This is a genomic window from Paenimyroides tangerinum (assembly GCF_003865405.1).
Classification (GTDB): domain Bacteria; phylum Bacteroidota; class Bacteroidia; order Flavobacteriales; family Flavobacteriaceae; genus Flavobacterium; species Flavobacterium tangerinum.
Genome location: NZ_RQVQ01000003.1, coordinates 21,751 through 34,556, shown reverse-complemented (window position 1 = coordinate 34,556; position 12,806 = coordinate 21,751). Strand labels below are relative to the sequence as shown.

At 33.3% G+C, this 12,806-nt stretch carries 13 protein-coding genes; 11 read left to right on the top strand and 2 right to left on the bottom strand.

Annotation, left to right across the window (positions count from 1 at the left end; all coding sequences use genetic code 11):
- The first annotated feature begins 21 nt into the window (after positions 1–21).
- From EG240_RS01675 to EG240_RS01660, 4 genes are read left to right on the top strand one after another with little or no spacing between them, the layout of a single operon-like run.
- Positions 22–240: a PRTRC system protein C gene (locus EG240_RS01675; RefSeq protein ID WP_002978317.1), complete on the top strand. Its 219-nt coding sequence runs from the start codon at positions 22–24 to the stop codon at positions 238–240.
- 17 nt (positions 241–257) lie between these two features.
- Positions 258–1,424 carry a hypothetical protein gene (locus EG240_RS01670; protein ID WP_125016764.1) on the top strand — a complete coding sequence of 389 codons (1,167 nt, stop codon included), beginning with the start codon at positions 258–260 and terminating at the stop codon, positions 1,422–1,424.
- Positions 1,421–2,143, top strand: a complete 723-nt coding sequence (locus EG240_RS01665; RefSeq protein WP_125016761.1) for a PRTRC system protein B — start codon at positions 1,421–1,423, stop codon at positions 2,141–2,143. The genes EG240_RS01670 and EG240_RS01665 overlap by 4 nt, the downstream gene beginning before the upstream one ends.
- Positions 2,143–2,949: a PRTRC system ThiF family protein gene (locus EG240_RS01660; RefSeq protein ID WP_125016759.1), complete on the top strand. Its 807-nt coding sequence runs from the start codon at positions 2,143–2,145 to the stop codon at positions 2,947–2,949. The genes EG240_RS01665 and EG240_RS01660 overlap by 1 nt, the downstream gene beginning before the upstream one ends.
- A 534-nt stretch (positions 2,950–3,483) precedes the next feature.
- On the opposite strand, the gene EG240_RS01655 is transcribed toward EG240_RS01660, so the two are convergent.
- The gene (locus EG240_RS01655) at positions 3,484–4,050 is read right to left on the bottom strand and encodes a hypothetical protein (protein WP_125016757.1); all 567 of its coding nucleotides are present in this window, start codon (positions 4,048–4,050) and stop codon (positions 3,484–3,486) included.
- Between the two features lie 165 nt (positions 4,051–4,215).
- Here EG240_RS01655 and EG240_RS01650 point away from each other — a divergent pair, with 165 nt between their 5' ends.
- The 6 genes from EG240_RS01650 (at position 4,216) to EG240_RS01625 (ending at position 10,454) form a co-directional block, all read left to right on the top strand.
- Positions 4,216–4,848: a response regulator transcription factor gene (locus EG240_RS01650; RefSeq protein WP_125016755.1), complete on the top strand. Its 633-nt coding sequence runs from the start codon at positions 4,216–4,218 to the stop codon at positions 4,846–4,848.
- Positions 4,849–4,960: 112 nt separating this feature from the next.
- Positions 4,961–5,689 carry a sensor histidine kinase gene (locus tag EG240_RS01645; RefSeq protein WP_125016753.1) on the top strand — a complete coding sequence of 243 codons (729 nt, stop codon included), beginning with the start codon at positions 4,961–4,963 and terminating at the stop codon, positions 5,687–5,689.
- A 458-nt stretch (positions 5,690–6,147) separates the two neighbouring features.
- Positions 6,148–7,104 carry an alpha/beta fold hydrolase gene (locus EG240_RS01640; RefSeq protein WP_125016751.1) on the top strand — a complete coding sequence of 319 codons (957 nt, stop codon included), beginning with the start codon at positions 6,148–6,150 and terminating at the stop codon, positions 7,102–7,104.
- Positions 7,105–7,383: 279 nt separating this feature from the next.
- Entirely contained in the window at positions 7,384–8,202 is an 819-nt protein-coding gene (locus EG240_RS01635) for a PD-(D/E)XK nuclease domain-containing protein (protein ID WP_125016748.1), read from the top strand.
- A 299-nt stretch (positions 8,203–8,501) separates the two neighbouring features.
- The gene (locus tag EG240_RS01630; protein WP_125016746.1) at positions 8,502–8,906 is read left to right on the top strand and encodes a hypothetical protein; all 405 of its coding nucleotides are present in this window, start codon (positions 8,502–8,504) and stop codon (positions 8,904–8,906) included.
- A 75-nt stretch (positions 8,907–8,981) separates the two neighbouring features.
- Positions 8,982–10,454, top strand: a complete 1,473-nt coding sequence (locus EG240_RS01625; RefSeq protein WP_125016743.1) for a hypothetical protein — start codon at positions 8,982–8,984, stop codon at positions 10,452–10,454.
- Between the two features lie 365 nt (positions 10,455–10,819).
- Here EG240_RS01625 and EG240_RS01620 read toward each other — a convergent pair whose 3' ends face one another.
- The gene (locus EG240_RS01620) at positions 10,820–11,263 is read right to left on the bottom strand and encodes a response regulator transcription factor (protein WP_125016741.1); all 444 of its coding nucleotides are present in this window, start codon (positions 11,261–11,263) and stop codon (positions 10,820–10,822) included.
- Positions 11,264–11,761: 498 nt separating this feature from the next.
- On the opposite strand from EG240_RS01620, the gene EG240_RS01615 reads away from it, so the two are divergent.
- Positions 11,762–12,697 carry a helix-turn-helix transcriptional regulator gene (locus EG240_RS01615; RefSeq protein WP_125016739.1) on the top strand — a complete coding sequence of 312 codons (936 nt, stop codon included), beginning with the start codon at positions 11,762–11,764 and terminating at the stop codon, positions 12,695–12,697.
- Positions 12,698–12,806: the final 109 nt, after the last annotated feature.

The following is a 12,806-nucleotide window of genomic DNA, read 5'->3' as shown; positions in this document are numbered from 1 at the left end:
TTAATCCAAAAATTAGAATTTATGTTATTAGCAACGCAATTAGAACGAGTGTTTATACTCAAAGATAAAGGACAGGACATCAGACTGACCGACCCCGAACCACGTTGGAGTGTGGAAGCCGTAATGAATTTTTACGCCAATATGTACCCCATTTTAACAACGGCAAAAGCATCTGCACCGCAGATAAAAGATGATGCAGTAGAGTACAAATTTGAGAGCGTAATGGGAACAAAGGGTTAAACAAAATATGTAAAACGATGAATTATGCAACGCAACATCATATCGGGAACTATCACAATACCCGAACAGAAACGGCAACGGCAATTGCACCGACAGTTGGGCGAGTTCGCCAATTGGCTACAAAGACCAAAGGATGCAAACCAAGTGCGGAAAGACAAGCAGAAATCCGTACCGATAGCAATGCTACCAATGGTATTCTAAAGTTTACGTTTCTGCCTAAACTGAAAACAGCACCATCCGTACAGGCTTGTCAGAAAACGGAGAGGGATTTTTACAAGTCCCTTTCCAAACTTGCCGAGCATTACAGCATTGAGCCAATGCAGACACAAGATTTTGAATTTCCCAACAATATAAAATTGGCTATGTGGGATATGGAAACCAAACTAAAACGTACCCATATCAATTGGGATAGTTTACGTTTGGTACAGGACAGCAAGAAAGCGTTTTTGAAAAGTGAGGAACGGTACGACACAGGCACAACCTTGTATTACATTCCTATTGTGCCACTCTTTAAAATGCTCAAAGACCCGAAACGGAAAAAGTCGGCACAGTTGCTTGTTTCGGTTTGCAGTTATCTGTACCATATAGCCGACATTCCGTATTACAGACAAGAAAACACTTATTTGTATTGGTTGTATGAAATGCACAAAGATTGGGTAGAACAGGACGATGAAACGGAAGAAACCCAATACTATAAGCGAGAATTTGCCAAAGCGGAATTGATAGGCGATTGTATAGAACAAAGACTATTTAACCGCATCAATTTAGAAATGTTTGAAAAGCGTTTAAGCAGTTTTGTAAGCCGTGATGTGTTTGAAATAGAATGTTGGCAGTTGGCTTGTAACGCCTTTGCCCTTTATTCGGAATATCCCAAAGCAAGTATTTTCAGAAACGCACCATTACCCGAACAAGACCCTTATGACGATGATTGCGACAATGAAGCAATCGGAATGGAAAAGTACATTTCATTTATTGCAGACACCAAAGGTTGGTTGTATGAAAACCTTTCAGACAGCATCAATAATGAGTTTAACGAATACGGAATAATGGAAGAACCAAGTATCAGTAAATCCTTTGACGGAAGTAAAGTAACACAGGAAAGCCTTGATTTTGAAAACCGTCTTTTTGCTGTATTGGACGACTTGTGTAGTCTACTATATAACTATAAAACAACAAGGCAATGAACACCATAAACGATATAACCGAGAATTTTGGAACATTGTATTATCCAAAATCCGCTTTGGTTTTCTACGAAACCAAAGGAACAGATACCGCAACTTATGTGGAGCATTTTGATATGGACAAGAACGGCAATCCTATCAACGCCCACCCATTGACCGTAAGGGAAGCCAATGTGTTGGCAAAGTCCTTACAGACCGATGATGAAAAGAACCAAGCCTTTTTAAAGCCAAAGGGAATTTTACCGACCAATGTTTTACACATCAACCCCAATGCGGAAAAAGGTACGGTATTATGGTACACCAAAGCACAACAAAGACAACTGTACTTTGTGGACAGTTTGGGAATACCCAACGGAATGGCACAAGTACCGCCAATGCTTTGGTTAGCGAGCAAAAGCAGTCTTACAGTATTTGCTTTGGCAAATGACAGAAGACCCACCGAGAAAACGCCATTGCATTATGCACCTTTCTTTAACATCTATGAAAAAGGCAATGTATGTATGGGTACGGTAAGCGTGGATATTAAAAATTCCGCTTCGGTTGAGGAATTTATACAGGCGTGGGAAGACTATTTTTTCAACAGCTATTTCAGTCATTCATTGAGTGCAAACTTGACAAAAAAGAACATTGTAAGCCTTTGGAAAAGCCTTATCAATACAGATAAACCCTTTCCTACAGAGGTATTGAAAACGAATAACAAAACCCTTAAACACCTATTGTAATGGAAACGACAAAAACAGCAGTCCATTTTACGGACAATTATTTACTTAACCCGACCAACCCGATTTCGGTAAACCTTATCGGAGCAGGTGGTACAGGCTCAAAAGTATTGACCGCCTTAATGGAAATAAACGAAAGTTTGATAGCATTAGGACATGCAGGGTTGCAAGTCCGCCTTTGGGATGATGACGTTATCACGAGTGCCAATTTGGGCAGACAGCGTTTTGCAGAAAGTGAAACAGGATTATACAAATCCGTTGCTTTAATCAATCGTTGCAACCGTTGGGCAGGTACAAATTGGAAAGCCAAAACAGTAAAATTTGAAAAGGATAAGTTCGGCAGATTTCCCGAAGAAGCAAGGGCAATCATTACCATTACTTGTGTGGATAATGTACAGGCGAGGTTTGGCGTTGCTGAAATTCTTAAAGAAATTAGCTACCGCAGACACTACCAAGATGAGCCGAAATATTGGTTGGATTTTGGCAACAGCCAACACACAGGACAAGTGCTACTATCTACTATCGGAGAGATAAAACAACCCAATTCAGAGAAATACCATACGGTGGCAAGCCTGCCATTTGTTACCGATGAATTTGGCGAATTGCTGAAGCAATCCGAACAAGAAGACAACACGCCAAGTTGCTCACTTGCCGAAGCATTGGAACACCAGGACTTGTTTATCAATTCATCATTGACCCAAATGGGTTGTTCTTTGCTGTGGAACTTATTTCGCAGGGGAATGACCGAATACAAAGGATTTTTTCACAATCTGAAAGATTTCCGAACCCACCCCATAAAAGTCGCCTGACCCGAAAAATCGGGCGGCAAAAATGCAATTCCTCTCTACGGTCGGAAACGCATTTTTGCGGTTTAAATAGGTGCAACCCCTTTGTCAAAATGCACCGCTCCACAAATTCCCTTTCCTTACATTTTACCAAACAGGTTGCGAGTTTTCTTCGTGGAATATTCGGTATCCCTTTTTTTGTTTTGGAAATATTTTTATGGTTATGTCTAAATATCAGTTGTTTAATAGTTCTTTTTGACACAACATCTTCAATTAGCCTTTGGAATTGTGCATTTCTAGAATGCAAAAAAAGAGTTGCCAATCCGACAACTCTTGAAAATTTTTGTCTTTATAAAGTTTTTCTACTTTCTTTTTCTTAAATTCCTGATATATAGCAATAAACTTGTTAGAAACAGAGGAGTTATAAAGACAGCAATTATTAAAAACAAATTTCCGTTTTCTAATTTGTTGGTTTTTAAATAACCACCATAAATCGAGAAAAATAAAGACAATAACCCTAAAACTAATAATACATTTTTATTTCCCATAATATTGTTTTTAATCAATCCACCACCAGTCAAACGTACGATTATTAATGTCAATTTCAAAACCAATTACATCCCAAGAAAATATTCCGCCAACTGTAACATCTATTGATCCAGTTATGCGTCCGTCTTTGTATGACAAATTAGATATAGAAGGAGTAGCAATCATAGTTTGATACTCTGGCTCTTCATTTTGTGTTGGGGGTTCGGTAGGATATTTTATTGGATGAATTTCATTTGACTCATTTATAATATCCAAATTTTTTGTTTTAAGAGAAATTGAATCGATATTATTATCACTTGAACCGATGTGAGTACCTAAAATTGTTGCTCTTGGTCTATCACCACTCCTGTCAACAATTAATAGAGCTGAAACCAAATTATCCGATTTTGAAGAATCAGCATTTTTATTAAGCAAATGATAACCAACAATTTTTCCAGTTTCAATATCTGGCATTGTTGCAACACTCTCTTGAGTTAATTTTGCTCCTGACGTTGTCTCAAAGTCGGAGATAATTGGAGCAAATTCTCTCTTTTCTTCTGCTGTTAAGGGTCTAACTTGACCATAATTTGTAGTCATAATTTTTACATTTAAAAGATTATTAATAATTTTATAATGCAAACATAGCTTGATTAAAAAAATAAAATCCCACCTTATAAACTGAAATTTCCCAGTTTTTTACCTGTAGTTATCTTTTGAATGAATAGCTATCTTTGTAAAATGTGATTATTAAAAAAATATAGAATGAGACTTGCCATTATAGAAGATCATAATATTGTGAGGAAAGGACTTATTGAAATAATCTCAAATTTCGGAAATTTTGATTTTGTGATTGAAGCTGAAAATGGTAAAGATTTTATTGAAAAATGTAACCAAACAGAATTCTTACCCGAAGTATGTATTGTCGATATAAAAATGCCTGAAATGGATGGTTTTCAATTAGTAAATTATTTAAGGACTAATTTTCCAAAAATAAAAATACTTATTTTAACTACTTACGATGAAGAGTACTTTTTAATCAAAATGATAAAATTAGGCGTAAATGGATATTTGTTAAAAGACTGTCATCCAAAAGAATTGAAATCTGCTTTAATGGCAATTGATAAAAATTCTTATTTCTACAATAACATTTTCTCCAAAAGATTACAAAAACTTGTCGAAACGAGTTTTATAAAACTTCCAAACATTACGGAAAATGAAAAAATATTCCTCAAAATATGTGGAGAAGACTTGACTTACAGTCAAATAGCTCAAAAATTAAATAAAACACAAAGAAGCATAGAAGGATACAGAGATAGCTTATTTAACAAATTTGATGTTAACAATAGGGCATCACTTGTTCTTTTGGCTATAAAATTAGGAATTATTAAAATTTAAAAAATATGACACCGATTATTATTACATTATGCCTTGCATCAATAAACTTATTTTTGCTAGTTTCCATTTTTATTAACGTTGCTAAATTATATATTAATGAACCTATTAAAATATGAGTTTCATACTGCCAATTGTTATTATTCTGGTTTTGGTTCTCAATGTTGTCCTTATTTTAGTAACATTACGAGAACTAAAACTATATTATGACAAACGAAAAGATAAAGCTTTCAAAAAAAGCATAGAAAAAATAAAAATAAAAGAAAGAACGCAACTTATAAATCTCATTTCATCAGAATTGCACGATAATATCTCTCAAATGATAAGTTTAGCAAAGATGAATGTAAAGTCTTTAGATACAAATGCTGTAAATCCAAAAACAAAAGATAATATCATTTTGCTACTTGGCAAAGCTTTAACTGACATTAGATATTTAAATAAGATGATAAAGTTACAAGAAACGATAGATATTGATGCAGACTGCCAAGTGGAAGAATTGATTGAGGTGTTAAATCAAAGTTCAACTGTTAACTTCAAAAAAAGAGGTCAAATTGTACAATTAAAACAAGAAGCAAACTTTTTATTATTCAGAATAATGCAAGAAATTTTGAATAATATAATGAAATACAGCCAAGCATCCGATGTAGAAATCAAAATTAATAACGAACAAATTTCAATCTTTCATAACGGTGTAAGTTTTATTCCTTCAAATAACGATTATCATAAAAGTTTTGGGCTTACAAACATAAAAGAAAATAAGAAGCTCCTAAATGCGGAAATTGAATACAGCTTAAACAATCCTAAAATAAAAATAAAATTACCACAAAATAGTTTGGTAAAATAATGGAGTTAAATTAAATGTTCTGTCTTTTTCTTATATAAGTAACGGACCAAAGAAAAGAAGCAAAAGAACGTCGCTATTAACGTTAGGTTTTCTATGAACGCTTGTCAAAGAAAAATTTATTTCGCAATTTTATTGTAGCAAATGCCTTTAGATTAATGAACATAGAAACTTGGATAAATTGCGTATTAAACACATTCAATAAAGTTTCTCAAAAAATAATCAAGGTGGCTTATGAATAGTGAAAATCATGAAGTCCTGTTACAGTATTCAGACTGTAACAAGACTAAGTTTTAGAATAGGAAATGATTTTTTAAAAAATCGATTAGTCTTTCTATAAAGAAAACATCAATAAACTTTTAAGCTAAATAATTCCTTTTCAACAGTATGAAAATACAAAGAATTTTTATTTTTGTGCCTTAAACCCTATCAACATTTGGAAATTTAAAATCTTACATAAAATGACCACACGACTATTGAGCATTATATTTCTTTGCTTTATCGGATTGTTTAATACATCTTTCGGACAAAGTAAAGATTATCATGAATGGTATTTAAGAACACCGGACAGTCTCGATGTTTATAATCAGGATATTTACGTTCGGGAATTAGGAACCGGAAAAGATACGGTAATAGTTGTGCATGGTGGATTTGGTGCTAATCACGATTATATGCTTGATGCCATCAAAGGATTAGAAAAAAAATATCATTTTGTATTGTATGATCAAAGAGGATCTCTACTTTCTCCCGCACCAAAAGAGAAACTCACCTTCCAGAAAAATGTTGGTGATTTAGATTTACTCATCAAACAACTTGGAACTCAAAAAGTTAAAATAATGGCTCATTCTATGGGAACATTGGTTGCGATGGAATACCTCAACCAACATCCGGAAAAGGTTTCAAATCTTGTTTTAATTGGGGCTATTCTTTCAAAATCCGATAGTATAGGAAGTGTTTTTTCAAAACGTTCCAACGAGCAGGTTAAATTTCTGAGTACCAGACAAGAAATTAAAGATTTACCGATTTACAAACGATATAAAGAATTAAACGGAAAATTTTCGAGTGACAGAGAAAGAACGGATTTTAACCGAATGGCTTTTGCAATGTCTAATATTTATAAAATCGACCGATACCAATTGATGCGGGGCGGTTTTCATTATTACAAAGCAGACGCATCTGTAATGGTAGAAACCGTGAATTGGAAATATGATTACCGAAAACAGCTTCATGATAATACTAAAACTACCATTATTTTTGGAGATTACGATTTTCTTGATTTTAACGGCACTATTCATCAGGAACTCATTAAAGATTTCAAGAATATTCATTTTAAATTAATAAAATCCGCAGGTCATAATATTTGGATCGACCAACCCGAGGTTTTTAGAAAGGAACTGGATTTAGCTTTAAAAAAGTAAAAATCACTCCGTTTCAATTTCTACAATTCCTTTCCTTACATCTTACCAAACAGGTTGCGACATCATTGCATGGGATATTCGGTATCCCCTTTGTTGTTTTAGTGGACTTCTTTTCTTTTCACACAGCGACCAAAGAAAAGCAAAAGAACGTCGCTTAATTAAGGATGGCTTTTTCTTAATGTATGTGGAAGCAATATTTTATTTCAGTAAATTTGTTACAGAGTAAATTATGCATTGCGCATATAAAGTAAGTTACTAGAAATTATTAATAACCAGACAATGACCAAAATCAAAAGAATTGAGACCTACTTATACGACTTTTTTGAAAATAACATTTTCGAATTCGACCTGTTCTATCAGACAACATATGACCAACGGCAAGAAGGAATCTATAAATTAGAAAACGGTGTACAAATTTTAGACTTTTTAAATGATGTCCATGGAAATATATCTGAAAGACTTCGGTACAATCCATTAGTCCCTCATAGATTTACAACACCTGATGAGTTATTAAATTACTTAAAAAGCTTTCGAGACTATATCGTAAGCAAGAGCTACCTATTAAAAGAAGCTGAAATAAATGAAAACACAAGCTACATTATTATTCATTTCGCTGAATACAAAAACAAAATTGTAAAGGCAATCGATTATGCTTTTGAAATATATGATCTAGAAGATGAAAATATTCTCTTGTATCAACAATTGAGGTATCATTTAATCAAAGAAAATGTTCCTTCATTTATACAAGACCTGAAATCTATCTTTTCAAGTGTATCATATGCAATAGTTCGTGAAACTGAAGGTTACTATCATGCTAATGTTTATCTTATACTAAAACTACTCGGCTTTGAAATAATTCCGGAAGACACAACAAATATTGGACGGATTGATTCAGTCATTAGGTTCTCGAATAAAATTTATATAGTAGAATTCAAATTTTCAGTTGATATTGATGATAGTCAAATAGCATTTGATCAAATTGTTCGAAAAGACTATGCTTCAAAGTATCGACTTGAACAAAAGCAAATCTTCGGTTTAGGAATTAGTTTCAATGAAAATATCCGAAGTATTCGAAACTATAAATGTGAAAAATTATAACTACTGGTAACTTCCCATTGGCAAAGTGGCGGGTTAAGTGCTAAGTTGTTTTTTTTTGCGTCCCTAATATCTTTGCTAATTGAAATTACCGAACGGTAAATTTTGGCAGTATTGCAAGATATTAATTTTGAAATAAAATTTCCTACAAATGGTAGAATAATATTCTGCGTTTGTTGCAGAAAGTTATTAATTCTTTAAATTTGTTATTCATACGTCTCTCTATCAGAGAACACTAAAATTCACGTATTGTTTGTAATTCTGAGTACGTGAAAATATACACAACAATTAAATTAAAAGATATGCCAATAAAAAAATATACGGATGAAGAACTAAGCTCATTAGTAATACAGCTGATACATAAATCATATGATAGTCCTGAAAAAATTCTTGAAACTTTTCGTGTTAATATTTCAAGAAAAGTGCAATCTATGAGTATGAAAAAATTGACAGAAAATGAAATTCAAGAAAGTTCTTTAAAGGTTGCTACAGTAGCTTTTAATAATTTGAATAGAATTTCAAGAGAAATGGCATCTGCAAAATTATCAAGAGAAATCACTCAAAAAAGTCGTCAGACAGGAATTGATTTAAGCGAGTATAAAGACTATTTTCATGGTCTTGCAAAGGATATGGTTAAAGGTCTAATTCAATGGAATTATGATCAGGCTAAAAAGGAACGAAATAAGATATTAAAAAAGAGAAAATAAAAAATCCTTAACTAAAAGTAGTTAGAATACGTAATTTCAAAAATTAAACATTCAACAATCTTATTTATATAACCTATGAAAATAAAACTACTTTTATTATTAGTAACAATCTGTTTTGCAGAGCAAAGCTGGGGGCAAGATATAACAAGCATAAGATTAGATTTTAAGAATAAATGCTTTTACCCCGAAGATATAAAAGCATTAGAGAAACTTAAAAAGGGAGATTTTTATCAACTAAAGATAATTGATGTTAATATGAATTTGTATAAAATAGTATTTGATAAGAGAGATACTATTATCACATCAAATGTTGAGTTCCCTACTTTTGATCTGGTTAATATAGAAGGAATTGGAGATTTGTTAGGGAAGATAAACTTTTCTACAAATTCAGTTTCAAACTTAGTAGATGCTTTTAACGCATCTGCAAAAGGAAATCATAGCATTATGCTAATGGAATGGGCAAAATCTAATGATCGAAATTTAGCTAAAGAAAAGACTATAGAAGATATAAAGTCTTTGATAGATGTTCATAAAGATAATCTAATATTAAAAGATGGTTTGTTAAAGTCATATAAAATGGAAGTAGACGAACTTCAATTTACAATACAAAAAAAACTACATAGTTACTCTGTATTGGATAAATCAAACAGTACGTATCAATTGTTGTCAGGGAACATAAATTTTGACAGTATTTTGGTGCAAACTCAACGTTGGAGAGCTAATATAAAATCAAATTCTAATGCGATAATCAAGCAACAATCCGAATATTTAAAAATTGTATCTGTAGATAACATCAAAAAAATTATAGAAAATGATACAGAATTGAAAGAGGCGGATAAAACTCTTAAAGAAGCTTTTACAAAAGCGATTTCAAATACAGATAAATTATATGAAAGTGTTAATTCAGAAAAAGTAGCCTCGTGGATAACAGAGCTTGTTTATAAAGATAATAATTCCACTTTCTCATATACAACACTTCCCCAACAACTAAATGGAGATCAAACCAAATTAAATATTCAGCTAATTCGAATCAAAGAAGATTCTGATTTACCAAACTATCAAACAGAAATCCAATTTCCACAAAAACGACAATTTTATGTAGGATTAGGAATGTCTTTTTACTATGCGGGATTTAGAAATGAAGCATACAGCGTGAAATCAACAGTTAGTAATGAAGAAAATACAGAATATAACATTGTTGATGAGAAGAATAGAAAGGGGGAACTTGGTTTAGCTACACTCATCCATTTTGGTTGGCGACCATTTTATGATAAGAGAACAGGAGATTGGTTTGCTGTCAATCTTGTTACAGGTCCGGCTTTATCTTTTACCAATACAGTTAAACCCCGTGTTGCAGTTGGAGGTGGTTTTGCTTTTGGCTATAAAAATATGCTAACGATAAACGGACTGTATATGGGTGGTTTTGAGGATAGAAAGAGCGAAACCTATAATGCTGATGCAGTATATAGTAGCAAACCCGAAAATGTGACTGTTTCAAAACTTGCTGGTTCTTTTGCTATTTCCTTAGGATATATCTACAAATTTTAGGAATATAAGTAGGAGCATTTTTTGCTCCTGCTTTTATAACTCTTCAACAAAGGCTAAAATATGTCCGTTAGGATCGCTAAATTTCATAACCAGAAATACCATTCCTGTTGGCTGGATGCTGTTTTTTTTCTGCTATTATTGTGGCAATGCCATTTTCAGGCATTATTCCAAGTTTCAATGTAGAAGACAATTCAAACTCTGTTCTGTTATCCCAGACACTTCCAATGTTAGTTCTTTTAATAATAATTTGCTGGAAAAGTCTGTACTTACCTTCTGGTCTGTTGCATATATAATAAACTGAAAAAGCTTCGTAAACGTAAAGAATTAAATCGTTAATTATTGGGATACAATTTACAAAATTGTCTTTATTGCAAATGTTTTTCAGCTATTTTATAAACCCCCATACTAAAATATCTCTTGCCATTAGAAACAGTTTCAATAGCTTTTCTGAAATCGTTTGCATCACTACCAATCAGCAAATACCCTCCAAAGCCAATTTCTATAAGAGCCCTTACAGCCTTTTCGGTATCAATATCGCTATGGGCAATAAGATGTAAAGATGGATACTTCATTCTTAATTTTTGAAGCTCTATCAATACATTCTTGTCGTAAAAGTCGAGGTCAATAATACAAACTTTTGGAAGCTCTTTTAATGCTGATAATTGGAATAGTCCGTTTTCAATATGTTCCGAGCGGAGCAGTATCTCAAATCCTAATTTAGTAAGGTCATTGCAGATAATATCTACAATCGGGCTTTTATCATTGATAAAGGCGAGGGTGATTGTTTGTTGTGTTGTACCAGTTTTCATATAATACCTTATTTGAGTTGATGTAGCCTTGCACAAAAAAAGAAAGCGCAGGCAACCACACTTATCGACACTAAGGCACTGGTACGCCCTTCCCCGAATAAGCGAGCGCCCACGCCATAGCATGAGCGTTCTTACTTATTTGTCTCGGGGATTTAAAAATTACCAGTTTCTAATGTGTCGAGACCTAAAGCAAAAACACTTTAAGTTTTTTCTATAATAGAGCAAATATAGGAATGTTAAGTGTTGTAAACAACGACGTCATCTATAATTTTAAATAAAGAACAATCGCTATAAATCTAAGATGAAATTTTGGTTCAAATTTGGGTGTTTTTACAGACGTATTCTAATTCATTTTTTACTATCTTGCATAATCCGAAACAATAGCAGCTGGTACAAAAAAACAGTAGCTGAATATAATAGAAAATGAAAAAATCAATAAATCTTCGTTAAGATATAAGAACACTGTTTTTATTTCTTAACGAAATAAACACGTGTGCTATGAAAACACCATATACCTTACGTTTCAGGGAAAACTACATTAAAGAAGAAATATTGACCGCAGACCATCTGCCTGAACAATGCAGGTTCCCTTTGGAATTTACACAGAAGAATATCTTTTACCAGAACAAACCTTCTTCAATACTTCGTCAGTTGTTCAACTACAGACCTTTTTTTATCGATCTGGTCGAGGTAAATTCCGACGATCCTTTTGAGTTTATGTTCAAAATTCACGGAAAACAGGTTTTTCTGTTCTTTATGCTCGTGGGTGACATGGAATTTTACGACAGTTCGCACCGCCTGATAGCCCATACGCTTGAAAATAACTTTCTGATGTCATTTTATGATTCAGGTCTATACAATGTCAGGGTTGATAAAGGTAAACATATCGCACTTGTAATTACTATTCACCCCGATTGGTTGGAAAAGGTGAGCACAGAATACAAAAATATCTATCGCATCCTCGAAGAATTCAATAAGGATACCAATCCTTATCAGGCAATGTACCAAGGCAAGATTGACAGGAACCTGCATAAGTGGCTAAGGAAAGTATATAGCAGCCAAAAGCAGGACATCGGTGTTTTTGATGGGTTCCTGCGGATGCACATGGCACTAATGCTGAAACACTACGACCGGTTGCTGGATAGCCACTGGCTCGCATTTGACATACGCGAATTTATCTTAGAAAACCTGACCGATGAAAATCTCGGTATTGAAATGCTCTGCGACAATTTCGGTTTAACCAAACGTGCACTTCGGTACCAGTTCATGCAAACCTTTGGAGAAAACATCCTGACTTATTGTAAAAACAGACGCATGGAACTTGCCGATCAACTCATACGTGCAAATAACCTCACTATTTCAGAAGTTTATATGCGGATTGGCTATAAAGACGAAAGCACATTTCGATACCATTTCAATAGATACAAACCCTAAAAACCGAGAGTGTTTGTTTTGAAAAAAGATAAAATAGAAAGATTGTACTAAATCTCTTGATTGAAAGTTTAACAAAAAACTTGAAGAAAGTGACATAAAATTGTAATTC

What these genes read in the sequence shown, in the direction of transcription:
- EG240_RS01675 (WP_002978317.1), top strand. Translation starts at nt 22, where the DNA reads ATGTTATTAGCAACGCAATTAGAACGAGTGTTTATACTCAAAGATAAA.
- EG240_RS01670 (WP_125016764.1), top strand. Translation starts at nt 258, where the DNA reads ATGAATTATGCAACGCAACATCATATCGGGAACTATCACAATACCCGA.
- EG240_RS01665 (WP_125016761.1), top strand. Translation starts at nt 1,421, where the DNA reads ATGAACACCATAAACGATATAACCGAGAATTTTGGAACATTGTATTAT.
- EG240_RS01660 (WP_125016759.1), top strand. Translation starts at nt 2,143, where the DNA reads ATGGAAACGACAAAAACAGCAGTCCATTTTACGGACAATTATTTACTT.
- EG240_RS01655 (WP_125016757.1), bottom strand. Translation starts at nt 4,050, where the DNA reads ATGACTACAAATTATGGTCAAGTTAGACCCTTAACAGCAGAAGAAAAG.
- EG240_RS01650 (WP_125016755.1), top strand. Translation starts at nt 4,216, where the DNA reads ATGAGACTTGCCATTATAGAAGATCATAATATTGTGAGGAAAGGACTT.
- EG240_RS01645 (WP_125016753.1), top strand. Translation starts at nt 4,961, where the DNA reads ATGAGTTTCATACTGCCAATTGTTATTATTCTGGTTTTGGTTCTCAAT.
- EG240_RS01640 (WP_125016751.1), top strand. Translation starts at nt 6,148, where the DNA reads ATGACCACACGACTATTGAGCATTATATTTCTTTGCTTTATCGGATTG.
- EG240_RS01635 (WP_125016748.1), top strand. Translation starts at nt 7,384, where the DNA reads ATGACCAAAATCAAAAGAATTGAGACCTACTTATACGACTTTTTTGAA.
- EG240_RS01630 (WP_125016746.1), top strand. Translation starts at nt 8,502, where the DNA reads ATGCCAATAAAAAAATATACGGATGAAGAACTAAGCTCATTAGTAATA.
- EG240_RS01625 (WP_125016743.1), top strand. Translation starts at nt 8,982, where the DNA reads ATGAAAATAAAACTACTTTTATTATTAGTAACAATCTGTTTTGCAGAG.
- EG240_RS01620 (WP_125016741.1), bottom strand. Translation starts at nt 11,263, where the DNA reads ATGAAAACTGGTACAACACAACAAACAATCACCCTCGCCTTTATCAAT.
- EG240_RS01615 (WP_125016739.1), top strand. Translation starts at nt 11,762, where the DNA reads ATGAAAACACCATATACCTTACGTTTCAGGGAAAACTACATTAAAGAA.